General features: G+C 66.2%; 23 protein-coding genes and 1 pseudogene. 14 read left to right on the plus strand and 10 right to left on the minus strand.

The genetic code is table 11. The features are described 5' to 3' along the window. Positions 1–9: 9 nt before the first annotated feature. The 5 genes from AR540_RS12900 to rbsD are packed head-to-tail and all read left to right on the plus strand — an operon-like array spanning position 10 to position 4,858. Entirely contained in the window at positions 10–1,566 is a 1,557-nt protein-coding gene (locus AR540_RS12900) for a sugar ABC transporter ATP-binding protein (RefSeq protein WP_059229509.1), read from the plus strand. Then, positions 1,563–2,540, plus strand: coding sequence for an ABC transporter permease (locus tag AR540_RS12905; RefSeq protein ID WP_059229510.1), 978 nt, complete (start codon positions 1,563–1,565; stop codon positions 2,538–2,540). The genes AR540_RS12900 and AR540_RS12905 overlap by 4 nt, the downstream gene beginning before the upstream one ends. Then, positions 2,540–3,559: a LacI family DNA-binding transcriptional regulator gene (locus AR540_RS12910; RefSeq protein WP_059229512.1), complete on the plus strand. Its 1,020-nt coding sequence runs from the start codon at positions 2,540–2,542 to the stop codon at positions 3,557–3,559. The genes AR540_RS12905 and AR540_RS12910 overlap by 1 nt, the downstream gene beginning before the upstream one ends. Continuing rightward, complete coding sequence (gene rbsK, locus AR540_RS12915) at positions 3,549–4,457, plus strand: ribokinase (RefSeq protein ID WP_059229514.1); 909 nt, start codon at positions 3,549–3,551, stop codon at positions 4,455–4,457. The genes AR540_RS12910 and rbsK overlap by 11 nt, the downstream gene beginning before the upstream one ends. Beyond that, positions 4,454–4,858 carry a D-ribose pyranase gene (rbsD, locus tag AR540_RS12920; RefSeq protein WP_059229516.1) on the plus strand — a complete coding sequence of 135 codons (405 nt, stop codon included), beginning with the start codon at positions 4,454–4,456 and terminating at the stop codon, positions 4,856–4,858. Before rbsK ends, rbsD begins: the two co-directional genes overlap by 4 nt. Before the next feature lie 24 nt (positions 4,859–4,882). Here rbsD and AR540_RS12925 read toward each other — a convergent pair whose 3' ends face one another. Further along, complete coding sequence (locus tag AR540_RS12925) at positions 4,883–7,753, minus strand: sensor domain-containing phosphodiesterase (RefSeq protein ID WP_059229518.1); 2,871 nt, start codon at positions 7,751–7,753, stop codon at positions 4,883–4,885. 351 nt (positions 7,754–8,104) lie between these two features. Between AR540_RS12925 and AR540_RS12930 the strand changes: the two genes are divergently transcribed. The 3 genes from AR540_RS12930 (at position 8,105) to AR540_RS12940 (ending at position 10,331) form a co-directional block, all read left to right on the plus strand. After that, on the plus strand, positions 8,105–8,617 hold the full coding sequence (locus AR540_RS12930; protein WP_059229520.1) for a ferritin-like domain-containing protein: 513 nt from the start codon (positions 8,105–8,107) through the stop codon (positions 8,615–8,617). A 39-nt stretch (positions 8,618–8,656) separates the two neighbouring features. Next, the gene (locus tag AR540_RS12935) at positions 8,657–9,556 is read left to right on the plus strand and encodes a manganese catalase family protein (protein WP_059229522.1); all 900 of its coding nucleotides are present in this window, start codon (positions 8,657–8,659) and stop codon (positions 9,554–9,556) included. A gap of 352 nt (positions 9,557–9,908) precedes the next feature. After that, on the plus strand, positions 9,909–10,331 hold the full coding sequence (locus tag AR540_RS12940) for a hypothetical protein (RefSeq protein WP_236712056.1): 423 nt from the start codon (positions 9,909–9,911) through the stop codon (positions 10,329–10,331). Between the two features lie 53 nt (positions 10,332–10,384). Here AR540_RS12940 and AR540_RS12945 read toward each other — a convergent pair whose 3' ends face one another. Together AR540_RS12945 and AR540_RS12950 are read right to left on the minus strand one after the other, a co-directional pair. Continuing rightward, positions 10,385–10,984 (minus strand): glutathione S-transferase family protein, encoded by a 600-nt coding sequence (locus AR540_RS12945; protein WP_059229525.1) that lies wholly within the window; start codon positions 10,982–10,984, stop codon positions 10,385–10,387. A 1-nt stretch (position 10,985) separates the two neighbouring features. Further along, positions 10,986–12,155, minus strand: a complete 1,170-nt coding sequence (locus AR540_RS12950) for an aminotransferase-like domain-containing protein (protein WP_059229528.1) — start codon at positions 12,153–12,155, stop codon at positions 10,986–10,988. Positions 12,156–12,233: 78 nt separating this feature from the next. On the opposite strand from AR540_RS12950, the gene AR540_RS12955 reads away from it, so the two are divergent. From AR540_RS12955 to AR540_RS12975, 5 genes are all read left to right on the plus strand, one after another. Beyond that, positions 12,234–12,695 carry a MarR family winged helix-turn-helix transcriptional regulator gene (locus AR540_RS12955; RefSeq protein ID WP_059229530.1) on the plus strand — a complete coding sequence of 154 codons (462 nt, stop codon included), beginning with the start codon at positions 12,234–12,236 and terminating at the stop codon, positions 12,693–12,695. 108 nt (positions 12,696–12,803) lie between these two features. Beyond that, complete coding sequence (locus tag AR540_RS12960; RefSeq protein WP_059229531.1) at positions 12,804–13,409, plus strand: LysE family translocator; 606 nt, start codon at positions 12,804–12,806, stop codon at positions 13,407–13,409. 8 nt (positions 13,410–13,417) lie between these two features. Beyond that, entirely contained in the window at positions 13,418–14,605 is a 1,188-nt protein-coding gene (locus AR540_RS12965) for a benzoate/H(+) symporter BenE family transporter (RefSeq protein WP_059229534.1), read from the plus strand. Between the two features lie 56 nt (positions 14,606–14,661). Then, the gene (locus tag AR540_RS12970) at positions 14,662–15,663 is read left to right on the plus strand and encodes an NADP-dependent oxidoreductase (RefSeq protein WP_059229535.1); all 1,002 of its coding nucleotides are present in this window, start codon (positions 14,662–14,664) and stop codon (positions 15,661–15,663) included. Between the two features lie 222 nt (positions 15,664–15,885). Next, positions 15,886–16,809, plus strand: a complete 924-nt coding sequence (locus AR540_RS12975; protein ID WP_059229537.1) for a GGDEF domain-containing protein — start codon at positions 15,886–15,888, stop codon at positions 16,807–16,809. Positions 16,810–16,840: 31 nt separating this feature from the next. Here AR540_RS12975 and rluB read toward each other — a convergent pair whose 3' ends face one another. From rluB to zwf, 4 genes are all read right to left on the minus strand, one after another. Then, positions 16,841–17,893, minus strand: a complete 1,053-nt coding sequence (rluB, locus tag AR540_RS12980) for a 23S rRNA pseudouridine(2605) synthase RluB (RefSeq protein WP_059229540.1) — start codon at positions 17,891–17,893, stop codon at positions 16,841–16,843. A gap of 130 nt (positions 17,894–18,023) precedes the next feature. After that, the gene (locus AR540_RS12985; RefSeq protein WP_059229756.1) at positions 18,024–18,662 is read right to left on the minus strand and encodes a bifunctional 4-hydroxy-2-oxoglutarate aldolase/2-dehydro-3-deoxy-phosphogluconate aldolase; all 639 of its coding nucleotides are present in this window, start codon (positions 18,660–18,662) and stop codon (positions 18,024–18,026) included. Positions 18,663–18,682: 20 nt separating this feature from the next. Then, positions 18,683–19,393 carry a 6-phosphogluconolactonase gene (pgl, locus tag AR540_RS12990; protein ID WP_059229542.1) on the minus strand — a complete coding sequence of 237 codons (711 nt, stop codon included), beginning with the start codon at positions 19,391–19,393 and terminating at the stop codon, positions 18,683–18,685. Continuing rightward, on the minus strand, positions 19,380–20,849 hold the full coding sequence (gene zwf, locus AR540_RS12995; RefSeq protein WP_059229544.1) for a glucose-6-phosphate dehydrogenase: 1,470 nt from the start codon (positions 20,847–20,849) through the stop codon (positions 19,380–19,382). The genes pgl and zwf overlap by 14 nt, the downstream gene beginning before the upstream one ends. Before the next feature lie 161 nt (positions 20,850–21,010). Here zwf and AR540_RS13000 point away from each other — a divergent pair, with 161 nt between their 5' ends. Further along, a complete protein-coding gene (locus tag AR540_RS13000; RefSeq protein ID WP_059229546.1) occupies positions 21,011–21,880 on the plus strand; it encodes a MurR/RpiR family transcriptional regulator in 870 nt (289 codons plus the stop codon). 38 nt (positions 21,881–21,918) lie between these two features. Here AR540_RS13000 and AR540_RS13005 read toward each other — a convergent pair whose 3' ends face one another. The 3 genes and pseudogenes from AR540_RS13005 to AR540_RS26580 all read right to left on the minus strand — a co-directional run. Further along, positions 21,919–22,968: an AI-2E family transporter gene (locus AR540_RS13005; protein WP_059229548.1), complete on the minus strand. Its 1,050-nt coding sequence runs from the start codon at positions 22,966–22,968 to the stop codon at positions 21,919–21,921. Positions 22,969–23,091: 123 nt separating this feature from the next. Next, positions 23,092–23,847: a methyl-accepting chemotaxis protein gene (locus AR540_RS26575; RefSeq protein WP_442963793.1), complete on the minus strand. Its 756-nt coding sequence runs from the start codon at positions 23,845–23,847 to the stop codon at positions 23,092–23,094. Positions 23,848–23,949: 102 nt separating this feature from the next. After that, a pseudogene (locus AR540_RS26580) lies at positions 23,950–24,768 on the minus strand (cache domain-containing protein); the annotation flags it as partial. Positions 24,769–24,822: the final 54 nt, after the last annotated feature.

The raw sequence follows: 24,822 nt of genomic DNA on the forward strand, positions 1-24,822 counted from the left end.
GAGCCTCCCATGTCGTCCGAGGTGATCCTCAGCGCCCGTGACATCGGCAAGACCTATGCACAGCCGGTACTCGGCGGCGTGGACCTGGAGCTGCGCGCCGGCGAGGTGCTGGCGCTCACCGGGGAAAACGGCGCCGGCAAGAGTACCCTGTCCAAGATCCTCTGTGGCTTGGTGCAACCCACCACCGGCAAGCTGAGCTTCCTCGGCCGACCCTATGCCCCGGGCAGCCGCCGCGAGGCGGAGGCCCTGGGCGTGCGGATGGTCATGCAGGAACTCAACCTGCTGCCCACCCTCACCGTGGCGGAAAATCTCTTTCTCGACCGCCTGCCCCGGCGGCTGGGCTGGATCGACCGTCGCCAGCTACGCGAACAGGCGCGGCTGGCGATGGCCCAGGTCGGCCTGGAGGCCATAGATCCGGATACCCCCATCGCTGAACTGGGCGTGGGGCATCAGCAGATGGTGGAAATCGCCCGCAACCTGATCGGCGATTGCCGGGTGCTGATCCTCGACGAACCCACCGCCATGCTCACCTCCCGCGAGGTGGAACTGCTGTTCGAACAGATCGAGCGCCTGCGTGCCCGGGGCGTGGCGCTGGTCTACATCTCCCATCGCCTGGAAGAACTCAAGCGCATCGCCCAGCAACTGGTGGTGCTGCGCGATGGCCGTCTGGTCGCCGATGCGCCCATGGCGCACTACGACACCGACCAGATCGTCAGTCTCATGGTGGGGCGCGATCTCGGTGAGCACCTGGACCTGGGCGAGCGCCGCTTCGGCCCGCCCCTGCTGGAAGTGCAGGGCCTCAATCGCGCCGACAAGGTCCAGGACGTCTCCTTCAGCGTGCGGGCCGGGGAAATCTACGGTATCTCCGGCCTCATCGGCGCTGGTCGTACCGAGCTGCTGCGGCTGATCTTCGGCGCCGACCGGGCCGATTCCGGCACGGTACGCCTGGCCGGTCAGCCGGTGGACCTGGGTTCGCCGGCCAAGGTGGTGCGCCAGGGCATCGCCCTCATCACCGAGGATCGCAAGGGCGAAGGCCTGCTGCTCAGCCAGCCGATCGCCGCCAACCTCGCCCTGGGCAACATGGACAAGGTGGCGCAGCAGGGCCTGGTCAGCGGCAGCCGCGAGGCCGAGCTGGCCCAGCGTCACATCAAGAGCCTGCGCATCCGCTGCAATGACGGCACCCAGGCCGTGGGCGAGCTGTCCGGCGGCAATCAACAGAAGGTGGTCATTGGCCGCTGGCTGGAGCGCGACTGCCAGGTGCTGCTGTTCGACGAACCCACGCGCGGCATCGACGTCGGCGCCAAGTTCGAGATCTACGGCCTGCTGGCCGAGTTGACCCGTCAGGGCAAGGCCCTGGTGGTGGTGTCCAGCGACCTGCGCGAGCTGATGCTGATCTGCGATCGCATCGGCGTGCTGTCCGCCGGCCGCCTGGTGGACACCTTCGAGCGTCATGACTGGGATCAGGAGCGGCTGCTGGCCGCCGCCTTCGCCGGCTATCGCTCCCGCGAAGCCCTGCTGGAAGAACCTATCCCACCGCAACCCCTTTCTCAGGAAGCCATTCGATGAGCAGTCTTCCCGTCACCTCCTCCCGACGTGCCTTCGGGCTGGGCCTGGGCACCTACGTGGGCCTGGCCGCCGCGCTGCTGGCGATGATCGTGCTGTTTTCCGTGCTGAGCAGCCATTTTCTCTCCTACGCCACCTTCACCACCCTGGCCAACCAGATCCCCGACCTCATGGTGCTGGCCACCGGGATGACCTTCATCCTCATCATCGGCGGCATCGACCTCTCGGTCGGCTCGGTGGTGGCCCTGGCCGCTGCAGTAGTCAGCGTCGCCACCCTGGAGTGGGGTTGGGGCATCCTGCCGGCCGCCGCCCTGGGCATGCTCGCCGCCGCCCTGACCGGTACCCTCACCGGCAGCGTGACCGTGGCCTGGCGCATCCCTTCCTTCATCGTCTCCCTGGGCGTGCTGGAGATGGCCCGTGGCGCCGCCTACCAGTTGACCGACTCGCGCACCGCCTACATCGGCGATGCCTATGCCTGGCTGTCGACGCCCTTCGCCTTCGGCATCTCCCCCTCCTTCGTCATCGCCCTGCTGGTGATCGTGGTCGCGCAACTGCTGTTGACCCGCTCGGTGCTCGGCCGCTACCTGATCGCCATCGGCACCAACGAGGAAGCGGTACGCCTGGCCGGGATCAATCCCAAGCCCTACAAGGTCATCGTCTTCGCCCTCATGGGCCTGCTGGCGGGCCTGGCCGCGCTGTTCCAGATCTCGCGCCTGGAAGCCGCCGATCCCAATGCCGGCGTCGGCCTTGAGCTGCAGGTGATCGCCGCCGTGGTGATCGGCGGGACCAGCCTCATGGGCGGCCGCGGCTCGGTCATCAGCACCTTCTTCGGCGTGCTGATCATCTCGGTACTGGCCGCGGGCCTGGCCCAGATCGGCGCCAGCGAACCGACCAAGCGCATCATCACCGGCGCGGTCATCGTCGTCGCCGTGATCCTCGACACCTATCGCAGCCAACGGGCCAAGAGAGCGGCCTGATGGCGACGATCAAGGACGTCGCGGCCCGCGCCGGCATCTCCTACACCACGGTGTCCCACGTGGTGAACAACACCCGTCCGGTCAGTCCGGGGGTAAGGGAGAAGGTGGAGGCCGCCATCGCCGAGCTGGGCTACGTGCCCAGCGGCGTCGCCCGCTCCTTGCGCAACCAGGCCACCGGCACCTTCGGCGTGCTGGTGCCCAATGCGGTGAACCCCTACTTCGCCGAGCTGGCCCGCGGCATCGAGGACCATTGCGAACGTCAGGGCTACAGCGTGATCCTGTGCAATTCCGATGACGATGCCGACAAGCAGCTGCGCTACCTGCGGGTCCTGCGCGAGCGGCGCATCGACGGCCTGGTGGTCGCCACGGTAGACGGTGATCCGCGCTTCGCCAAGGCGCTGGCCGGGCTGCGCATCCCGCTGGTGCTGGTGGACCGTCCGCTGGAGGGTGTCCAGGCCGGGCACATCCGCGTCGACCACCACCAGGGCGGCCTGCTCGCCACCCGCCACCTGCTGGAGTTGGGGCATCGTCGTATCGCCTGCCTCGGCGGCCCAGCCGATTCGCCGGTGGCCAGCGAGCGGGTGGCCGGTTACCAGCAGGCGCTGGCCGAGGCTGGTGTCGCGCCGGGCATGATCCGTCGCTGCGCCTTCACCGCGGCTGCCGGCCACGCCGAAGCCCGGGCCTTGCTGGCGCAGCCAGGTGCCGTGACCGCAATCTTCGCCGGCAACGACACCATCGCCCTGGGCGTGCTGCGTGCCGCGGCCGAACGCGGCCTGCCGGTACCGGCCCAGTTGTCGGTGGTGGGCTTCGACGACATCGAACTCAGCCGCTACCTCTATCCGGCACTGACCACCATCGGCCAGTCGATCCGCGACCTCGGCGAACAGGCTGCCCAGCTCTTGCTGGCGCGTCGCGAGGCGGTCGGCAGCCCTTCCACCCACGACATCGCCGTACCCCGGCTGGTGCTGCGCGAATCCACCGCGGCGCCTTCTGCTCTGGAGACTTCCCATGCCCCCTGACGTCGTCGTCATCGGTAGCCTCAACATGGATCTGGTGGTACGCGCCCCGCGCCTGCCCAAGGGCGGCGAGACCCTCGCCGGCCATGCCTTCGCCACGGCCCCGGGCGGCAAGGGCGCAAACCAGGCGGTAGCCGCCGCGCGCCTGGGCGCCCGGGTCGCCATGATCGGCTGTGTCGGTGCCGATCCCTATGGCGACTTCCTCACCCGTAGCCTGGTCCAGGAAGGCATCGACTGCAGCGGCGTCTCGGTGGCGAACGACGTACCCACCGGCATCGCCTCCATTCTGGTCGACGACCAGGGCCAGAACGCCATCGTCATCGTCGCGGGCGGTAACGGCGAGCTGTCCGCCGCGCACCTGCAGGCCCAGGAAGCCCTGCTGGCCAAGGCCAAGATCGTCATCGCCCAGCTGGAAGTGCCGCTCGCCACCGTCGGTGGCGCCCTGGCGCGCGCCCGGGCGCTGGGCAAGACGGTGATCCTCAACCCGGCACCCGCGACCGGCCCCCTGCCCGCCGACTGGTACGCCCATATCGACTACCTGGTGCCCAACGAAAGCGAAGCGAGCCTGCTCACCGGACTACCGGTGGACAATCGCGAGCAAGCCGAGGCCGCGGCGCGCCAGTTGATCGCGGCCGGCGCCCGTCAGGTGCTGCTGACCCTGGGTAGCCAGGGCTTGCTGCAGGTCACCGCCGAAGGTTGCCGGCACCATCCGGCCACCCCGGTGCAGGCGGTGGACACCACCGCCGCCGGCGACACCTTCCTCGGGGGTTTCGCAGCCGGCCTGGCGGAGGGGCTGAGCGTCACGGAGGCCATCGCCCTCGGTCAGCGGGCCGCCGCCATCGCCGTCACTCGCCCGGGCGCCCAGCCGTCCATTCCCACACGCCAGGAGCTCGCCCGGTGAAGAAGACCGCCCTGCTCAACATCGCCCTGTCACAAGCCGTCGCCAGTCTCGGCCACGGTGATCGAGTGGTCATCGGCGACGCCGGCATGCCGGTGCCACCCGGCACGCCCCTGGTCGACCTGGCCGTCACCCACGGGATCCCCGATTTTCTCAGTGTGCTGCAGGCGCTGCTCAGCGAGATGCAGGTGGAAAGCCACCTGCTCGCCGAGGAAACCCTCACCGCTCAGCCACCGGCGCTGGCCGAGCTGGAACGCCTGACCGCCGCAGGTGCCCTCGGCCGCCGCCAGTGGGTCTCCCACGAGGAACTGAAGGCGCTGTGTCAGGGAGCCCGGGTGCAGATCCGTACTGGAGAGTGCCAGCCCTACACCAACCTGATCCTGGTCGCTGGCGTCACCTTCTAGTGGCCTAACGGCTGGAAGAGGCGCTCAGGGGTTGGCGGCCAGCAGCCGGCGGATCGCCGGGAGGTCCATCGGTCTGGCGAAGTGATAGCCCTGGGCATGGCCGGCGCCCATGTCCTTGAGCAGTTGCAGTGCCTGGTCATCCTCGACGCCCTCGGCGACCACGTCGAGTTCCAGGGATTCGGCCATGCGCACGATGGCGCGCACGATGGCCACGCTGCGCGTGCTGTCCGCCAGGCGCAGCACGAACGACTTGTCGATCTTGAGGCCGCGGAAGCGGTACTCGTGCACGTAGCCGAGCGACGAGAAGCCCGCGCCGAAGTCATCCAGCACCACCGAGACTCCGTGGCGATCCAGCGCCTCCATGGTCGCCTTGGCCTGGGCCGGCTCGGCCACCAGCGCCCCTTCGGTCAGCTCCAGGCAGATGCGCGAAGGCGCCACGCCATGGGCGGCCAGGATGCCCAGCACTTCGTCGGCGAATTCCGGCCGCACGATGCTGTAGCTGGAGCAGTTGACATGCACCACCGGCCAATCGGCCTGGGCCGGCTCGGCCAGGATGGCGGCGATGCGTGTCAGCATGTAGGTATCCAACCGGCCGATCAGCCGCAGGCCTTCCAGCTCCGGCAGGAAGGCGCCCGGCACCAGGACGCTGCCATCGGGCTGGCGCCAGCGGATCAAGGCTTCCAGCGCCGCCACCCGGCCGCTCGTCACCTCGACGATGGGCTGGAAGAAGGGCTCCAGCTCGTTGTCGTGCTTGAGCGCCTTGCGCAAGGCTCCCTCGCGGACCACCTGGTCGGAGACCACCTGGCGCAGCTCCTGGTTGAACACCGCGAAGTTGTCGCGTCCGCCTTGCTTCACGCGGTACATGGCCGTGTCGGCGTCGCGCAGCAGATCGTCCGGCTGGCGGTGGAGACTCGGATCGGCGACCACGATGCCGATGCTGCAGGAGGCGAACAGGCTGTGATCGTCGATCACCAGAGGGCGGTCGAAGGCCTCGATGATGCGCTGGGCGATGGCCACCGGAAACTCCAGCCCACCGCCAGGCACCAGGATGGCGAATTCGTCGCCGCCCAGGCGCGCCAGCAGGTCGGTCTCGCGCAGGCAACCGGATAGCCGCGCGGCCGCCGCCACCAGCAGCAGATCGCCGAAGGGATGGCCGAACTGGTCATTGACCCGCTTGAAGCGGTCCAGATCGAGGAACATCACCGCCAGGCCGCTGCCGTCGCGTTCCAGTGCGCTCCAGAGCTCTCCCAGGCGTTGCTGGAAGAAGCTGCGATTGGGCAGGCGCGTGAGGGCGTCATGGTTGTTCTCGTACAGCAATCTGGCATTGGCCTCGTCCAGCGCCTTGGTCCGCTCCTGTACCCGCACCTCCAGGGCCAGCCGGGATTGCAGCACCGCCTCCGCGGCGCTGCGCCGCGACAAGGCGGTGTCGATGTGGCGGGAGACGAAGGTGAGCAGTTCCTGGTCCCGGTTGCTGTAGTAGACGTCCTCGCGATAGCTCTGCACCGCCAGTACCCCGCGGACGTGCTGGCCGTCGTAGAGCGGTATGCCCAGCCAGGACCAGGCCTCGGGCGTGCCCTCCACGGGCGTGATCTCGCCCTGCTCGATCAGCTCCCACGCCTTCTGCCGATCGATGAGGCAAGGACGGCGCTGGCGGATGGTGTATTCCGTGTAGCCGCGGGTCCTGCGGCGCCTGATCGGTGCCTGGGTACGTCGCTCGTCGACGAAATAGGGAAAACTCACCTCGCCGGACGCATCGTCATACAGCGCGATGTAGAAATTCTGCGCATAGATCAGCTCCCCCACCACCTGGTGCAGGCCACTCAGCAGATCAGTCATGTCGGGGCTGGCGCTGGACAGCTCGGCGATGCGGAACAGCGCCGCCTGCAACTGCTCGGCGCGCTCCCGTTCGATGATCTGCTCGCGCAGGCGCGCATTGAGATCGGACAGTTCCTGGGTGCGCTGCCCCACCGTCGCCTCCAGATCCTCGCGCCGGAGAATGCGATCCAGCGCCATGGCCACGTCGCGGGCGATGACCTGGAACAGTGCCTGGTCCTCGCTGCCGTAGCGGCGTTCGCGGTCATAGACCTGCAGGCTGAGCACGCCGAAGGTGTGGCCGGCGCCGTCCTTGAGCGGGATGCCCATCCAGAATTCGGGCACCGTGCCCTGGCAATAGTAGGGGCCCTGCTTCAGGGCGAGCTCGATGGCCTCCTTGGACAGCAGCAGCGGTTCGCCATGAAGCAGGACATGGGCGGTCAGGCTCGGCCGATGATGCTCCAGGGGCTCGAATGAGCCAGGCTCGGGCGGAGCCTCGTCGCGCTGGTCGAAGTAGTAGGGATAGTGGATGTGCTCGGATACCGGATCCAGCAGCGCCAGGCAGAGATTCTCGGCATCGATCAGCGCCTCCAACAACTCGTGGGTGCGCTGCATGAACAGCTGGCGATCCACCGTCGAACTGGCCAGGTAGGTGATGTCGTAGAGCACCTGCTGGATGGCCTGGGCGCGCTCGAGTTGCCGCTGCTGCAGAACGAAGCCGAAGCGCAGGGCCAGGGCGGCGAAATCGGTACGGCCATCGGGGCGGGCAAGCAACCAGCCCGGCGGCGTCGGTCCGCAGCCGGTGGGATGGGACAGGACGGCCTGCTCGGCACGCAGCGCGGCCAACTGGGCGTCGTCGAGCGACAGCGGCCACTGCCCCGCCGCGTTGCCCTGCGCCATCCGGCACCAGCCGCCGTGGCGCTGATACCAGGCCCAATCGGCATCGGCGGCCGCCTCACGCAGCCGCGCGACGATCCGCTCAGGTTCGACGCCCAGCCCGTTCGGATCCGGCCAGCGGCTGCTTTCGTGCCCGCCCTGCCCGGTCGAACCCGAGCCCGGATGTCCCTCCTCAGGCACGTCCATGCTGACTCCTTCCTCCTGCGTCGTCGAATCCTGACACAAATGCAGAGCGATCCGCCACGCAGAGGGTGAACGGTACTCAGGGCCGCGCGAACGGTAAACATATGACTATAGATGGCAGCGGCCGAGACAAGACTTGTACAGCCAAAGCCCCCGCGTACAACAAAAAAGGCTGCCAGACCTCCCGCCGCCGCTGGGGTTGTAAAACAAAATCCACCCGCCTTCCCCACCGATCCGAAAGGCCCACGTCGCCCGAATCTCTGCTTCCTCCTGGCCCACTAATAATCAGACAGAACCTGGATCTGGTGGCGGACGAGGCCATCGCCACGTCCTTTTTTCCAACAGGAGTTTTCCATGACTGCATCCAAGAAAGACAACCTTATCGATTGGCTTCGCGACGCCCACGGCATGGAAGAGCAGGCGGAAAAGATGCTCACTGCCCAATCGGCCCGCCTGGAGCACTACCCCCGCCTGCGCCAACGCATCGAGCAGCACATCCGGGAAACCCAGGAACAGCGCCAGGTGATCGAGAGTTGCCTGAGCCGACTCGGCAGCAGTCCCTCTACCCTCAAGGACATGGGCGGCAAGTTGATGGCACTGGGCCAGGCCATCGGTGGCGCGCCGATGAGCGACGAGGTCATCAAGGGCGCCATCAGTGGCTACGTCTTCGAGAACATCGAGATCGCCACCTATACCGTGCTGATCGCGGCGGCAGCCGAGATCGGCGACAGCGAAACGCAGCGGGCCTGCGAACGCATCCTCGAACAGGAGAAGGCCATGGCGGCCTGGTTGCTCGAAGACCTGCCCGCCACCACCAGAGCCTTCCTGGAACGCTCCGCCGATCCCGATCTGACCGCGAAGCGCTGAACCACCCCGCGTTACCCGTGACTAGCCCCTGGAGGTTACATGTTCGTCCATAACAAGCGACTGCAATACACCGTGCGCGTGTCCGAACCCAATCCCGGCCTCGCCAACCTGATGCTGGAGCAATTCGGCGGTCCCCAAGGCGAACTCGCCGCCGCCATGCGCTACTTCACCCAGGCGATAGCCGAGCTGGACCCGGGCCGCAAGGACATGTTGCTCGACATCGCCACCGAGGAACTGAGCCACCTGGAGATCATCGGCTCGCTGATCGCCATGCTGAACAAGGGTGCCAAGGGCGACCTGGCGGAGAAGACCCAGGCAGAGGCGGACATGTACCGTTCCCTGACCGGGGCCGGTAACGATTCCCACGTCACCCAGATCCTCTATGGTGGCGGCCCTGCCCTGGTCAACTCGGCAGGTGTGCCCTGGACCGCCGCCTACATCGATACCATCGGCGAACCCACCATCGACCTGAGATCCAACATCGCCGCGGAGGCTCGCGCCAAGATCGTCTACGAGCGACTGATCAACGTCACCGATGACCCGGGTATCCAGGACACCCTGAGCTTCCTGATGACCCGCGAGATCGCCCACCAGAAATCCTTCGAGAACGCCCTGCACTCCATCCAGCCCAACTTCCCCCAGGGCAAGGTGCCGCCGCGTCCCGAGTTCGCCAGCGTCTACTACAACCTGTCGCAAGGCGAAGGCGATCTGCGCGGTCCCTGGAACCAGGGCCAGGACTGGGAATACGTCGAGCAGCCCGGCCCGGCGGTGGATGGCGGCGACGGCCTGGCCGCCGTGCAACTGCCATCGAAGCAAGCCAAGGCGGTCGAGCAACTGGCCACCCGCACGATGTCGGACCCGAGCGCTGCCCCGGTGACCGGTGCCGACCTGGGCGCAGGTCTCGCCCAGAAGCTCGACAAGAACCGTCTGGAAGAGTGATGGCCCCTGGCTTGCCGACGTGACAGTGGACGTCGGCAGGCCTCCCCCTTCATCTGTCGTCTTACCTTTCGTCGGCAGGCCGGCAAACCAATGTATCTCCTACGAACCTGGCCAGTTGCCATGAGTCCTATCGCCATCATCGTAGTAGGGGAAACCTTGATGGAAGATTATCTGTTGGCCTTCGCCATGGTCGCTCTGACCGCCCTGTTCATTGGTCTCACGACCGTCGGTCTGGTGGAAATCACCTGATGGCGCTTTGCCGCCTTCTGTGCTGAACATTCGCCTGGCGGCGTAGTCTGCCGCTGTGCATTGATGCCACCACGTTGCACCGACGTAGTCAGGGACGCCCACCATGAAACGCCACGCTTTCGCTTCAGCCGTTGCGGTCGCTGCCCTCTGCAGCAGCCCTGTCTTCGCCATGGACCAGGATGCACTGCTGTTCGAGCAGACCACCATGGCCGCCTTCAAGACCTGCGCCAACAAGGCGGTCATCGCCGGCACGCGGATCGGTGACACGGCACGTTTCGCCGATACCGACAGCTGCGTCGCCGAGGCGCTGTCGCAGATCGAACCGGCCTACCAGAAGGCCCTCACCTCGTTGCAGAACAACGGCACCGCGCGCCGCTGCCTGCAGACCTACTACAGCAACTGGACGGCGCTGATGAAGTCGCTGCCGGAGCTGCAGACCAAGCCGCCGTCTTCGGTCCTGCTGACCGCCAACGGCGGTGAGCGGCGGCTCAACCAGTACTGGCAATTTGTGGTGAGCGCGCGCTAGAACGCACCGGACAGCCGTCTACCAGAGAGCGAGCGAGCCTCGCTCCTTCGCTTTCAGCCGATCGGCACGTGGCCCGGTTGGGCGGCTACCCGGGCCAGCCAGGCGCGCAGCGCCGGAAAGTCATCCAGCACGAAACCTCCTTCGTCGGCCACATGGGTATAGGCATAGAGCGCGATATCGGCGATCGAATAGCCCTCGCCCACCAGGAAGGGAGTGCGCTGCAACTGCTGCTCCATCACCGCCAGTGCGCGGTAGCCACGCTCCAGGCATGCCTGGTGCTCGGCACGACGGGACTCTGGCAGACCTTGGTAGAGCTGGATGAAACGCGCCACCGCCACATAGGGTTCATGACTGTACTGCTCGAAGAATTGCCACTGCAGCACCTGGGTACGCAGCCGCGGCTCGCTCGGCAGGAAACGACTACCCTCCGCCAGGAAGTTGAGGATGGCGTTGGATTCCCAAAGGCAGGTGCCATCCTCCAGCTCCAGCACCGGAATCTTGCCATTCGGATTCTTCGCCAGGAACGCCGCGGTACGGGTCTCGCCGGCGAGGATGTCGACGTCGTGCCAGCGATAGTCCACACCCAGTAGGTGCAGCATCAGCACGACCTTGTAGCAGTTGCCGGAACGGCGATCACCATGGACCTGATACATCTCATAGCTCCTTGTCGTCGGGGGTGGCTTGCCGGATCACGGCGGCCAGGCGGGCCAAGCCGGTGTCGAGGCGTTCGGGCAGCACATGGCTGAAGTTGAGGCGCAGCAGACCGCGATGCTGGTCGGGATCGGCGAAGAAGGGCTCGCCGGGCATGAAGGCGACCTGCTCCGCCAGGGCCTGGTCCAGCAGCGTACGGGTATCGATGGGCGTTTTCAGCCGCAGCCAGAAGAACAGCCCACCCTGGGGCACCTGCCAGTCGGCGATATCGCTGAAATGCCGACCCAGGGCCGCGGCGAAGCTGTCCCGACGCTCCCGGTAGAAAGCTCGCACCTCGTCCAGATGCCGACCATAACGCTCGGTGCCCAGCCATTGCAGCACCTGCCACTGGCTGACGCGACAGGTGTGCAGGTCGGCCGCCTGCTTGAGTGCCCGCAAGGGTTTGAGCAGCTCCGGCGAGGCGATCAGATAGCCCACCCGCAGGCCGGGTAGCAGGGTCTTGGACAGACTGCCGGTATAGATCCAGGCGCTGCGCTGGAGCTGGGCGCAGAGCGGCCGCGCAAGCTCACCGTCATAGCACAGCTCGCGATAGGGTTCGTCTTCCACCAGGGTGACAGCGAACTCGTCCAGCAGCGCCGCCACCGCTGCCCGGTTGTTCGGGCTGTAGCGTACCCCGGACGGATTCTGGAAGGTCGGGATGAGATAGGCGAAGGCCGGGCGCCGCGCCGCCAGGCAGTCACGCAAGGCGGCAAGGTCCAGCCCTTCCGCCGTCAGGCTCACGCTCAGGCAGTTGGCGTCGAAGAACTGGAAGCTCTGCAGGGCCGCGAGGTAGGTGGGGCCTTCCAGCAGCACCGGCGTATCGACGTCGATGTACAGCTTGGCGATCAGATCCAGCGCCTGCTGCGAGCCGGTGGTTACCAGCACCTGCTCGGCCGTACAGTCCAGGCCGTAGCTGCGGGCCTGGACGGCGATGGCCTCGCGCAGCGCGGGCTCGCCTTCGCTCATGCCGTACTGGCCCAGGCCGGCGGGCATGGCGCGCCAGTCCACTGTCGGCAGGCAGCGTTCGGCCGGCAGGCCACCGGCGAAGGACATCACCTCCGGACGCTGCGCCGCTGCCAGGATATCCCGGATCAGACTGCTCTTGAGCCTGGTCACCCGTTCGGAAAATGCCATCTTCCTCCGTGGCCTGCGGCCGCTTAATGAGTCAAACTGGTTGACCGACCCTAATCTACCCTGGAAAGACAAGTCAATATGCTTGACCTAAACCAGACCGCCAGCCAACGCGAAGTCATGGAAAGCTTCTTCTTCGGCTACCAGGCGTTCACCGCCAAGGCCGACGACATGCTCGCCCGCCGCGGGCTGAGTCGCGTCCACCAGCGCATCCTGTTCTTCATCGCCCGTGATCCGGGCTTGAGCAACAAGGCGCTGCTGGAGGTGCTCAACGTGAGCAAGCAGGCGCTGAACATCCCGCTGCGGCAGTTGCTGGAGATGCAACTGGTGGTGATGGAGACCGACGCCAGCGACAAGCGCAAGCGCAGGCTATCGCTGACCCGCGGCGGCGCGGCACTGGAGCAGACCCTGAGACGCGAGCAGATGCGCCTGGTGCAGGCGGCGCTGGCCAGCGTCGGTCCCCAGGCCGCCGAGGGCTGGCTGGCGTTCAACCAGGCCTTGAGCGGCCGCTACACAGTGGCCGAAGAACGCCAGGACAGTTGAAGACTGCTGGTCGCGAAAGTGCAACTGTAATGGTTTCTCGCCGTGCCGGTGTACGGATACCCGCACGCGCGCTCTGGCTAAGCTGGGACAAAGCCCAGGGAAGCCACCATGACCGTCGAAATTCTCGCCGCCTTCGTTCTGTTCGCCTTCGTTTCTTCCGCCACGCCCGGCCCCAACAACATGATGCTGCTGGCCTCAGGCGTGAATTTCGGCTTCCGCAGGACCCTGCCGCACATGTTCGGCATCAGCCTGGGCCATATGCTGCTGGTAATCTGTACCGGCCTGGGGCTGGCGCAACTCTTCCTGCTCTATCCGCCGCTGCAGCTCGCCCTGCGCGTGGTGGGCGGTGCCTACCTGCTGTATCTCGCCTGGAAACTCGCCACCGCCGCCGCGCCTTCCCCCCGTGACGGCGCCAGCGGCAAGCCCTTTGGCTTCTTCCAGGCCGCTGCCTTCCAGTGGGTGAATCCCAAGGCCTGGGTGATGGCGATCACCGCCGTCACAGCCTATATTCCGGCGGAGAACTTCACCGCCAACCTGCTGCTGGTGGCCCTGCTCTTCGCCCTCATCAACCTGCCCAGCGTCAGTCTCTGGACCCTGTTCGGCATGGGCCTGCGCCGCCTGCTCAGCAGCCCGACACGCCTGCGGGTGTTCAACTGGAGCATGGCCCTGCTGCTGGTGCTGTCGCTCTATCCGATCCTGTTCGGCCACCATTGAGAGCCACCATGGACGTCACCAAGCGCCGGCTCAGACCGCTGGCCGACAGCTCTCCCGCGGCCTTCGTGGCCGGTTTCGTCGCCATGCTGGTGGGTTACACCAGTTCCCTGGTGCTGATGTTCCAGGCCGGCCAGAACGCCGGGCTCAGCACCGGTCAGATTTCCTCCTGGATCTGGGCGCTGTCCATCGGCATGGCCCTGACCACCATCGGCCTGTCGCTGAAGTACCGGACGCCCATCGTCATCGCCTGGTCGACCCCGGGTGCGGCCCTGCTGGTCACCAGCCTGCCGTCGGTGCCCTACAGCGACGCCATCGGCGCCTTCATCGTCTGCGCGGCCCTGCTGGCCCTGTGCGGCCTCACCGGCAGCGTCGACCGGCTGTTGCGCCGGGTGCCGCCGGCCCTGGCCGCCGCGCTGCTGGCCGGGATCCTCTTCCGTATCGGCATCGAGATCTGCGCGGCGGCCCAGCACCGGACCGCGCTGGTGCTGGGCATGGCGTTGAGCTATCTGGTGGCCAAACGTCTCTGGCCCCGCTACTGCGTGCTGGTAGCCCTGGTGACTGGCCTGCTCTTGGCGGCCAGCCTCGGCCTGCTGGACTTCAGCCAGCTGCGCCCGGAGCTGGCGACTCCGATCTGGACCGCCCCCACCTTTTCCCTCACCGCCACCATCGGCATCGCCATCCCCCTGTTCGTGGTGGCCATGGCCTCGCAGAACATGCCCGGCATCGCCGTGCTCCGCACCGATGGCTACGCGGTGCCGGCCTCGCCGCTGATCGCCACCACCGGAATCGCCTCCCTGCTGCTCTCCCCCTTCGGCTCCCATGGCATCAACCTGGCGGCCATCAGCGCAGCGATCTGCACCGGTCCCCAGGCCCACGAAGACGCCGGCAAGAGGTACACGGCGGCGGTCTGGTGCGGACTCTTCTATGGCCTCGCCGGCCTCTTCGGCGCGACCCTGGCCGCCCTCTTCGCCTCCCTGCCCAGCGAGCTGGTGATCTCGGTCGCGGCGCTGGCGCTGCTCGGCTCGATCATGAACGGGCTGCACGGCGCCCTGGTCGAACCCAGCCAGCGCGAGCCGGCCCTGATCACCTTCCTGGTAACGGCATCGGGCCTGACGCTGGCCGGAGTGGGCTCGGCCTTCTGGGGCCTGGTGGCGGGTCTCGTGGCCAGTTTGCTACTGACCGCACGCCGCGCCTAGGAAACGAGTGGGCTCCTGATCGGTCGGAACTTGATCGTTCCCCACAGGAGACCACCATGTCCCGTACCAATCGCCAATTCCTGCTCGCCAAGCGTCCATCCGGCGAACCCACCGCGGAAAACTTCGAGCGCGTCGAGCAGCCGGTAGGCGAACCCGGCGCCGGTCAGGTGCTGGTCAAGAATCTCTACCTGTCCCTCGATCCGGCCATGCGCGGCTGGATGAACGAGGGCAAGTCCTACATCAAGCCCATCGGCATCGGCGAGGTCATCCGGGCCCTGGGCGTGGGCGAGGTGGTCGCCTCCCAGCATCCGGACTTCAAGCCCGGCGACACCGTCAACGGCATGCTGGGCATCCAGGACTACTACCTCGGCGAGCCCCAAGGCTTCTACAAGGTCGATCCGAGCAAGGCCAGCCTGCCGCAGTACCTCTCGGTGCTGGGCATGACCGGCCTGACCGCCTATTTCGGCCTGCTGGAAGTGGGCGCGCCCAAGGCCGGCGAGACCCTCGTGGTGTCCGGCGCGGCCGGCGCGGTCGGCAGCATGGTCGGCCAGATCGGCAAGCTCCAGGCCTGCCATGTGGTGGGTATCGCTGGCGGCGCCGAGAAATGCCGCTACCTGATCGAGGAGCTGGGCTTCGATGCCGCCATCGACTACAAGGCCGAGCCGGATCTGGCCGCCGCCCTGCGCCGGGAATGTCCCAATGGCGTCGACGTCTATTTCGACAACGTTGGCGGTCCGACGCTGGATGCGGTGCTCGCCCAGATCAACTTCCGCGCCCGGGTAGTCCTGTGTGGCGCCATCAGCCAATACAACAGCGACAAGATTCAGGGTCCGCAGAACTACCTGGCGCTGCTCAGCAATCGCGCGCGCATGGAAGGCTTCATCGTGCTGGACCATGCCGCGCGTTACCCCGAAGCCCAGCAGCAACTGGCCATCTGGCTGGCGGACGGCCAGCTCAAGTCCCGTGAACATGTAGTGGAGGGTCTGGATACCTTCCCGCAGACGCTGATGAAGCTGTTCTCCGGCGAGAACTTCGGCAAGCTGGTCCTGAAGGTCTAGCGGGTATTCCCAAGGTTATCGGTTAACTCTTGAAGCAGTCTCTGCGAACCGGGCGTCGGAAAGTCGTCGCGTATCCGACGAAAGACGCGCCGGTTCGCTGTTTGGGTGTCAACTTACCAGCGGCGATTGGCCATCATTGACTCAACTCATTGATTTAAATGCAAATAAAAGAACTGGCACAGTTCTCGCTGTAGGGTGACCATCGGCCAAGGAGAATCCGGCATGGTCCCGCCCTCATCCAACACCATCGATTTCGATCTCGCCCGCCAGCAACGCAATGCGAGCCTGACCGCCCCCACTCGCGAAAGCGATCCCGAGGTCCTGCGTGCCCTGCGCCAACGCCTGACGGCGGTGCTGCAGGCGTCGCTGGACCTGGAGCGCGTGCTGCAGCTCTTCCAGCAGGAAGTCAGCGCCCTGGTGGATTTGCCCGGCCTGTCCTATCGCCATGCGCGGGAGGGCATCGACATCAGCCTGGGACAGGAAACCGGCCATCAGGTGCACTATCACCTGAGCCAGGGCGACATTCCCCTGGGTGATCTCAGCGTATGCCGCAGCGAGCGCTTCCATGAGGGCGAGCTCATGGCGCTGGAGCTGCTGCTCGGCAGTCTGATGTTTCCCCTGCGCAACGCCCTGCTCTACCGCGAGGCGCTGAACAACGCCCTGCGTGATGCCCTCACCGGCGTAGGCAACCGCAGCGCCCTGGATCGCGCCCTGGTACGGGAGCTGGAACTGGCGCGTCGGACGCAGCAGCCACTGTCACTGCTGATGCTCGACCTGGACCATTTCAAGCGCATCAACGACCGCTTCGGCCACGGCGTGGGTGACGATGTGCTGCGGCAGACCGCCCAGACCATCGCCAGCTGCCTGCGCAGCATGGACATGGTGTTCCGCTTCGGCGGCGAGGAATTCTGCGTCCTGTTGTCGGCCACTTCCCACGAGGCGGCCCACACGGTGGCGGAACGTCTGAGAGCGGCGGTCGAGACTCAGACCTCGCGCGAGGGCGCCATCCCCCTGTCGGTCACCCTCAGCATAGGCCTGGCGACCCTGCGCGACGTGGAGTCGGCGCGCTGCCTGCTGCAGCGCGCCGACAGCGCCCTGTACCAGGCCAAGGCCAGCGGCCGCAATCGGCTCTGCAGCCTGGCCTGAAGGTCGCCTGCCGGGCAGGCGACCTCACTTCCTAGCGGCGACCACCCTTACCGGTACCACCACCACTCGGGCCACGACGCGGTGCGATACCCGGCGCCGTACGTCCCTTGCCGGCCGGCTTGCGACCGACCTCGCTGGGACGCTCGGCCACGGCCGATCCCTGGGTTTTTCCGGCTTTGGCAGTCTTGTTGCGTGAGCCGCGACCCGCATCGATGGGACGGGCGGTCTTGCGCTGCTGGCGCTCCAGCTTTTCCTTGGTCTTGCCGCCCATGGCCGGCAGGGCTACCGGGGGTAGCCCGACCTCGGCAGCGAGGATGTCCACTTCCGACTGGGTCATCTCGCGCCAGCGCCCGACCGGCAGATCGCTGGTCATGAACACCGGGCCGAAACGCACCCGCTTCAGGCGGCTCACCAGCAGGCCCTGGGATTCCCAGAGACGGCGCACTTCGCGATTACGGCCTTCCATCACCACGCAATGGAACCAGTGGTTGAAGCCGTCACCTTCGGGCGCCTGCTGGACGTCGGTGAAACGTGCCGGACCGTCTTCGAGGATCACGCCATTCTTCAGGCGCAGCAGCATCTCCTCGGTCACCTCGCCACGTACCCGCACCGCATATTCGCGGTCCATCTGGTAGGACGGATGCATCAGCCGGTTGGCGAGTTCGCCGTCGGTGGTGAACAGCAGCAGGCCGGTGGTGTTGATGTCCAGGCGACCGACGTTGATCCAGCGCCCCTGCTTGGGCTTGGGCAGGCGGTCGAAGACGGTCGGCCGGCCTTCGGGATCGTCGCGGGTGCAGATCTCACCCTCGGGCTTGTTGTAGATCAGGACGCGGCGCACCACTTCTTCGGCCTGGTCGCGCTTGAGGAGGCGACCGTCGACCGCGATGGCATCCTTGGGCATCACCCGCAGACCCAGGGTGGCGACCACTCCATTGACCTTGATCCGGCCTTCGCCGATCCAGGCTTCGACATCTCGGCGCGAGCCGACGCCCAGGCGCGACAGGACCTTCTGCAGCTTTTCGCCAGCCGGCGCGGGGGTGGTCTCGTCGAGGGATTCTTTATCGGGGTTTCTATCGAGGGTCATCTGGCACCTCCCGGTGTAGTGGACGACAAGGGCACCACGGAACGGGCGCCAGGAAAAAGACAAGGGCGCATGATAGCGCCCCTGGGTCCGCCAGCCTAGCTGGGCAGGTCGGTGACGGATGGCCGCAGCCTCAATCCAGCGCGGCGAGCGCCTCGCGGCAGAGCTGCTCGACGCGACTCCAGTCCTTGGCCTTCACCACGTCGTTGGGCAACATCCAGCTGCCGCCGACGCACAGCAGGTTGGGCTGCTGGAAGTAATTCTTCACGTTGCCCGGATTTACGCCGCCCGTGGGGCAGAACTTGAGTTCAGCGAAGGGGCCGGCGAAGGCCTTGAGTGCATCCACGCCGCCATAGACGTTGGCCGGGAACAGCTTGAAGCGACGGTAGCCCAGGCGATAGGCCTGCATGATCTCCGAGGGCGTGGCGATGCCGGGCAGGAGCGGGATGGGCGCCGATACCCCGGCCTGGAGAATTTCCTCGGTGGTGCCCGGGGTGACGATGAACTGGGCGCCCGCCTCGACCGCAGCTGCGAACATCCGTACATCGAGCACGGTGCCGACACCGACGTCCAGATTCGGCCGCTCCTGACGCAGCAGACGCACCGCATCCAGCCCATGGGCGGATCTGAGGGTGATCTCCAGCGCGGTGAGGCCACCGGCCGCCATGGCGTCGGCGAACGGCAGCACGTCGGCAGGATCATTGATCACGATCACCGGCAGGATCCGGGCACGCGCGCACAGGGCATCTAGGGTCGCGATCTTGTTCTGCATGTCCACAAACTAACTCCTCGTCAGGGGCACCAATAGACGACCAGGGGTTCGCGCAGGAACGCCTTGATCGGAGTGGCCAACTCGTCGCCCTCGGCCAAGGCGGTTTCCAGCACCTGTCGCTTGCCTGCGCCCTGGATGGCGAGGATCTGCTGCCGCGCGCGACTCAGGTAGGCACGGCTCAGGGTGATGCGGCGCTGTGGCGCGGAAGGCGCGACACCCGGGAAGCTCAGGCGCTCGCTGGCCGGGTCCAGGGCCTCTTCCAGGCCAGGGCTGCCGGGGAACAGCGAGGCGGTATGGGCATCGTCACCCATGCCCAGCACCAGGACGTCCGGCGTGCCCAGGGCATCGCGCAGGCGAGCCTCGGTAAGGGCCATGCCCTCTTCCGGCGTATTCGCTGGGCTGTACAGATCGACGAACTGTGCGGCGGCTGCAGGCCCCTGGAAAAGGTGCTTGCGCAGCAGACCGGCGTTGCTGTCCGGATCGTCGATGGGGACCCAACGCTCATCCGCCAGGGTGACCATGACCTTGGCCCAGTCCAGCTCGGCCTTGGCCAGCCGCTCCAGAAAAGGCACCGGACTGCGACCGCCGGAAACGATCAGTAGCGCCTCGCCACGCGCGGCCAGGGCCTCGCGCAGCGCGGTGGCGACCGCCTCGGCCAGCGCCGCGGCATGGGCCTCGCGGTCGGGCAATTCGCGCAGGGTCACGCCCTGCCCCAGGTCAGACGTCGCCATACCAGGATCTCCCGTCTCGTGCGATCAGTGCGATGGAGGTCAGCGGACCCCAGCTACCCGCGGCATAGGACTTGGGCGAGTCGCCCATCTTCGACCAGCCATCCATCAGCTGGTCGCACCACTTCCAGGCCGCCTCGATCTCGTCCTTGCGGACGAACAGCGACTGGTTGCCCTGCATGACTTCCAGCAGCAACCGCTCGTAGGCGTCCGGAGTGCGCAGGTGCTTGAAGGTCTCGGAGAAGTTCAGTTGCAGCGGACCGCTGCGCAGTTGCATGCCCTTGCGCAGGCCCTGGTCCTTGCTCATCACCTGCAGCGAGATGCCCTCGTCCGGCTGGATGCGGATGATCAGGCGGTTGCTGATCAGGCTGCGCTGCTCGGGCGCGAAGATGTAGTGCGGCGGTTCCTTGAAGTGGATGACGATCTGCGACAGCTTCTGCGGCATGCGCTTGCCGGTACGCAGATAGAAGGGCACGCCCGACCATCGCCAGTTGCGGATATCCGCGCGGATGGCGACGAAGGTCTCGGTGCGGCTCTCGGTGTTGGAATTGGGCTCTTCGAGATAGCCCGGGACCGGCTTGCCGTCGCTGTAGCCCGAGGTGTACTGGCCGAGCACCACGCGGCTGGCGAGCTGGTCGGCGGTAATCGGCTCCAGGGCCTTGAGCACCTTGACCTTCTCGTCACGGATGCTGTCGGCCGAAAGGTCCGCCGGCGGGTCCATGGCAGTCAGGCAGAGCAGCTGCAGCAGGTGGTTCTGTACCATGTCGCGCAGCTGGCCGGCCTGGTCGAAGTAACCCCAGCGCCCCTCGATACCGACCTTCTCGGCCACGGTGATCTCCACGTGGGAGATGTAGTTCTGGTTCCACTGGGTCTCGAACAGGCTGTTGGCGAAGCGCAGCGCGATGAGATTCTGCACCGTCTCCTTGCCCAGGTAATGATCGATGCGATAGACGCGGTCTTCCGGGAAGAAGCGTGCCACGGCGTCGTTCACCACCTTGGAGGACTCCAGGTCGTAGCCGATGGGCTTTTCCATCACCACCCGGGTACGCTCGCACAGACCGACGGCGGCCAGGTTCTCGCAGATGGCGCTGTAGACCAGGGCTGGCGTGGCAAAATAGGCGATCAGCGTCTCGGTATCACCCACATCCTCGGCGAGTCCCGTATAGTCTTCGCGGTTGCGGAAATCGATGGCGCGATAGCCCAGACGGGCCTGCATCCGGGCGAAGACCGCCTCGTCCCAGTCCGCCTTGGGCACATAGTGGCGCAGACGCTCCGCGATGTGCTCGAGCTGCTTGACCCCGTCTCCCTGATCGCGCGCCAGCGCCATGATCCGGGTGTCGTCGTGCAGCAGACCTTCACGATCCAGCTGATACAAGGCAGGGAAAAGTTTACGCAGGGCCAGGTCGCCCAACGCGCCGAAGATTGCCAGGGTACAGGGTAGAACTCGGACGCCAGCCATAAATATTCGTTCTTTTACTTAAAGTTTGAGATATTCCACGCCCATCATAGGGGACGTGGCGCGATTCGCGTAGTCTTAATATCAAAAAATGCGGCCCGACAGCACCGGCCCAACCCTTTTATAGCCTTAGGATAGAGGCACAACAACCACTAGGAGTTCTCATGGATCGTGCCAGCACCCTGCTGCAAACCATCCAGACGCGCGTTGGCGAACTCAACCGTGCCGAACGCAAGGTCGCTGAAGTCATTCTGCAGAATCCACGGCAAGCCACCCGTTACACCATCGCGGCCCTGGCCCAGGCGGCCCAGGTCAGCGAACCCACGGTGAACCGCTTCTGCCGGTCGCTGGGGGTGAGCGGCTATCCGGAAATGAAGATCCAGCTGGCCCAGAGCATCGCCAGCGGTGCCGTCTACGTCAGCCAGGCGGTAGAGGCCAACGACGAACCCGAGGCCTACGCCGAGAAAATCTTCAGCAGCACCATCGCCTCGCTGGACAGCGCCCGCCAGCGGCTGGATGCCCGGACGGTGGATCGCGCGGTCGACCTGATGATCCAGGCCCGGCAGATCCATTTCTTCGGCCTGGGCGCCTCGGCACCGGTGGCTCTGGATGCCCAGCACAAGTTCTTCCGCTTCAACATGGCGGTCTCGGCGCATTCGGACGTGCTGATGCAGCGGATGCTCGCCTCCATCGCCCGGACCGGCGAGCTGTTCGTGATCATCTCCTACACCGGCCGCACCCGCGAGCTGGTGGACGTAGCCAAGCTGGCGCGGGACAACGGCGCCTCGGTGCTCGGCCTCACCGCCAGCAACACCCCGCTGGCCAAGGTCTGCACCCACAGCCTGGACATCCCGCTGCCGGAAGACACCGACATCTACATGCCGATGACCTCGCGGATCATCCAGCTCACCGTGCTGGACATCCTGGCGACCGGGGTAACCTTGAAGCGCGGCGTGGATTTCCAGCCGCATCTGCGCAAGGTCAAGGAAAGCCTGGTCGCGACCCGCTATCCCTCGGAGCCCGACCAGGGCTGACGCCCATGGGCTCCAGTCTTCCCGGAGCCCGTCAGTCGCTAAATGTCGTCGCGGTGGCTGAACAGATCCCAGGTGGACATGAACAGCGCGGCGATCAGCGGGCCGATGACGAAGCCGTTCAGGCCGAACAGCGACATGCCGCCGATGGTGGAGATCAGCACCACGTAGTCGGGCATCTTGGTGTCCTTGCCGACCAGGATGGGGCGCAGCAGGTTGTCCACCAGGCCGATCACCACCACGGCGAAGACGATCAGGATCACGCCCTTGATGACCGAACCAGTGGCCAGGAAGTAGATCGCTACCGGCACCCAGATCAGCGCCGAACCCACTGCCGGCAGCAGTGACAGGAAGGCCATCAGAGTGCCCCAGAGCACCGCGCCCTGCACCCCCAGCACGCCGAGGATGAAACCGCCAAGGGCGCCCTGCACCACGGCCACGATGATGTTGCCCTTCACCGTAGCGCGCACCACGGCGGTGAACTTCGCCATCAGGCTGCGCTTGTGCATGTCGCTCAGCGGAATGGCCTTGCGGATCAGCGCCACCAGCTGCGAGCCATCGCGCAGCAGGAAGAACAGCAGGTAAAGCATTACGCCGAAGCCGATGAGGAACTGGAAGGTGCCCTGGCCGAAGCTGAAGGCCTGGGTGGCGACGAACTGGCTGCCCTGCATGGCGCCTTCGGAGAGCTTCTGGCGGATGCCCTCCAGGTCACCGGCGCCGAAACGCTCGAGCACGCTGCGCACCGAATCCGGCAAGGCGCCCCAGACCTGCTGGTAGTACTGGCCGAAGTTGAGCTGCCCGCTGCTGACCTGCTGGTAGAGCAGCGAGCCTTCCTGCACCAGGGAGATGGCGATGAACACCACCGGCAGGATGACGATGAGCAGGATCACGAATAGCGTGCAGAGCGCGCCCAGGTTGCGCCTGTTGTTGAAGCGACGGACGAACCAGCGCTGCAGCGGCGCGAACAGGATGGCGAGGATGGCGCCCCAGAACACCGCCCCCAGGAAGGGGGTGAGGATCCAGATGAAGGCGAGCGAGACCACCACCAGCAGGATCAGGAACGTTTTGTTTTCCAGCCGAGCACTTTTCATTGGCTTTCGCGATTCCAAACAAGGATGACGGGCCTTGCTTAGAGCCTCGGAAGCCATTGGGTTCCCATGAGCGCCCCCAACTCGACCCGAAGAGGCGCGCCGGAGGCCCCGGCGCGCCGCTGATCATACACGGAACTGGCGGACCAGCCCGCCCAGACGCTCGCCGAGACCGACCATGCCGGCAGTGCTGGCGGCCCCCTGCTGGGCGCCCTGGGCCATGCTGTCGACGGCCCCGGCGATGGTGTGGACGCTGCGATTGATTTCCTCGGCCACCGCCGTCTGCTCCTCGGCGGCGCTGGCGATCTGGGTGTTCATGGCGTTGATGGTGGCGATCAGTTCGCTGATGGACGCCAGGGCGGCGCCGGCCTGCTCGGCCTGGGCCGTGGTGGCCTCGCCCATGCCACCGGAGCGCTCCATGGCGCCCACCGCGCGACCGGTCGCCTGTTGCAAGCGGTCGATCATGCCCTGGATCTCCTGGGTGCTCTGCTGGGTGCGGCTGGCCAGGGCGCGGACTTCGTCGGCGACCACGGCGAAACCGCGTCCCGCCTCGCCCGCCCGGGCGGCTTCGATGGCGGCATTGAGCGCCAGCAGGTTGGTCTGCTCGGCGATGGCACGGATCACGTCGAGCACGCCGACGATGGCGCCGACGTCCTGCTTCAGGCCGTCCAGGGAGACACCGCTCTGGCGCACCTCCTCCACCAGATCGTGAATGCGGGCGACGCTGGAAGCGACCACCTCGCGGGCCATGCGGCCCTGCTCCTCGGTCTGCCGGGTGGCCTCGGAGGCCTGCAGGGCACTGCGCGCCACTTCCTGGGCTGCGGCGGACATCTCGTTGATGGCGGTCGCCACCTGGTCGGTCTCGTTGCGCTGGCGCTGCATGTCGCGATCGGTACGCTGGGCCTGCTGGGCGACGTCGTCGAGCAGGCCGGTGAGTTGGCGGGTGATGTCGACGACCTGGACGATGGTGCCCTGGATGCGATCGACGAAACGGTTGAAGGAGGCGGCGAGCTCACCGATCTCGTCGCGACCGGTGACCGGAAGACGACGCGTCAGGTCGCCCTCCCCGGCAGCGATGTCGTCGAGATTCGCCCGGATCTGCGCCAGCGGCCGCAGGGTCCGGGCGGCGAAGAGTTGCGCGGCGATGCCGATCACCAGCAGCAGCACACCGGCGACGCCGAGGATCAGCCAGAGCTGGCTGCGGGTCCGCTGGGCGACCTGTTCGGCCACGGCGGCGACCTCGGCTTCGACACCGTCCAGGTTCACCGCGGAGCCGATCACCAGGTCCCATTTGGCCAGGTAGTCGGTGTAGGCCAGCTTGGGCACCAGGATGTCCTTGTTGCCAGGCAGCGACGAGCTGTAGCGGCTGAAGTGCGAGCCATCCTTGCCGACCCGGACCAATTCCTGGTTCAGGTAGACGCCATTGGGATCGCGGTTGTCCTTGAAGCTCTTGCCGATGCCGGCCGGGTCGTTGCCCTTGAACAGGCGGATCACGTTGGAATCGTAGCCGAAGATATAGCCATCCCTGCCGTAGGCGATGGCCGACAGCAGGCGAATGGCTTCCTTGCGCGCCTCGGAGTCCCCTGGGGTGGCGTTGTCGTACAGCGGTTTGACCACGGTCATGGCCGCTTCGACGGTGTTCTGCAGGGCGCCGCGGCTCTGCGCCATCAGCCGCTCGCGGGCTTCGCTGATGTCCCTGGCCGCCTGCTCGTGCAGTACCCAGTAGGACAGTCCACCCAGGACGATGGTGAAGAGGCAGACGGGCAGGATCGCCAGCAGGGTAACTTTCAATTTCAGGCTCATGGGTTCTCCTTGGCAGCAAGAGCTGTGCGGTTATCGGCCGCCCAAGGTCGAACT

The sequence above is a fragment of the Pseudomonas sp. EpS/L25 genome, assembly GCF_001512295.1.
Classification (GTDB): domain Bacteria; phylum Pseudomonadota; class Gammaproteobacteria; order Pseudomonadales; family Pseudomonadaceae; genus Chryseomonas.

Coding starts and splice junctions, on each gene's coding strand:
- AR540_RS12900 (WP_059229509.1), top strand. CDS start 10: ATGTCGTCCGAGGTGATCCTCAGCGCCCGTGACATCGGCAAGACCTAT.
- AR540_RS12905 (WP_059229510.1), top strand. CDS start 1,563: ATGAGCAGTCTTCCCGTCACCTCCTCCCGACGTGCCTTCGGGCTGGGC.
- AR540_RS12910 (WP_059229512.1), top strand. CDS start 2,540: ATGGCGACGATCAAGGACGTCGCGGCCCGCGCCGGCATCTCCTACACC.
- rbsK (WP_059229514.1), top strand. CDS start 3,549: ATGCCCCCTGACGTCGTCGTCATCGGTAGCCTCAACATGGATCTGGTG.
- AR540_RS12925 (WP_059229518.1), bottom strand. CDS start 7,753: ATGGACGTGCCTGAGGAGGGACATCCGGGCTCGGGTTCGACCGGGCAG.
- AR540_RS12930 (WP_059229520.1), top strand. CDS start 8,105: ATGACTGCATCCAAGAAAGACAACCTTATCGATTGGCTTCGCGACGCC.
- AR540_RS12935 (WP_059229522.1), top strand. CDS start 8,657: ATGTTCGTCCATAACAAGCGACTGCAATACACCGTGCGCGTGTCCGAA.
- AR540_RS12940 (WP_236712056.1), top strand. CDS start 9,909: ATGAAACGCCACGCTTTCGCTTCAGCCGTTGCGGTCGCTGCCCTCTGC.
- AR540_RS12945 (WP_059229525.1), bottom strand. CDS start 10,984: ATGTATCAGGTCCATGGTGATCGCCGTTCCGGCAACTGCTACAAGGTC.
- AR540_RS12950 (WP_059229528.1), bottom strand. CDS start 12,155: ATGGCATTTTCCGAACGGGTGACCAGGCTCAAGAGCAGTCTGATCCGG.
- AR540_RS12955 (WP_059229530.1), top strand. CDS start 12,234: ATGCTTGACCTAAACCAGACCGCCAGCCAACGCGAAGTCATGGAAAGC.
- AR540_RS12960 (WP_059229531.1), top strand. CDS start 12,804: ATGACCGTCGAAATTCTCGCCGCCTTCGTTCTGTTCGCCTTCGTTTCT.
- AR540_RS12965 (WP_059229534.1), top strand. CDS start 13,418: ATGGACGTCACCAAGCGCCGGCTCAGACCGCTGGCCGACAGCTCTCCC.
- AR540_RS12970 (WP_059229535.1), top strand. CDS start 14,662: ATGTCCCGTACCAATCGCCAATTCCTGCTCGCCAAGCGTCCATCCGGC.
- AR540_RS12975 (WP_059229537.1), top strand. CDS start 15,886: ATGGTCCCGCCCTCATCCAACACCATCGATTTCGATCTCGCCCGCCAG.
- rluB (WP_059229540.1), bottom strand. CDS start 17,893: ATGACCCTCGATAGAAACCCCGATAAAGAATCCCTCGACGAGACCACC.
- AR540_RS12985 (WP_059229756.1), bottom strand. CDS start 18,662: ATGCAGAACAAGATCGCGACCCTAGATGCCCTGTGCGCGCGTGCCCGG.
- pgl (WP_059229542.1), bottom strand. CDS start 19,393: ATGGCGACGTCTGACCTGGGGCAGGGCGTGACCCTGCGCGAATTGCCC.
- zwf (WP_059229544.1), bottom strand. CDS start 20,849: ATGGCTGGCGTCCGAGTTCTACCCTGTACCCTGGCAATCTTCGGCGCG.
- AR540_RS13000 (WP_059229546.1), top strand. CDS start 21,011: ATGGATCGTGCCAGCACCCTGCTGCAAACCATCCAGACGCGCGTTGGC.
- AR540_RS13005 (WP_059229548.1), bottom strand. CDS start 22,968: ATGAAAAGTGCTCGGCTGGAAAACAAAACGTTCCTGATCCTGCTGGTG.
- AR540_RS26575 (WP_442963793.1), bottom strand. CDS start 23,847: ATGCAGCGCCAGCGCAACGAGACCGACCAGGTGGCGACCGCCATCAAC.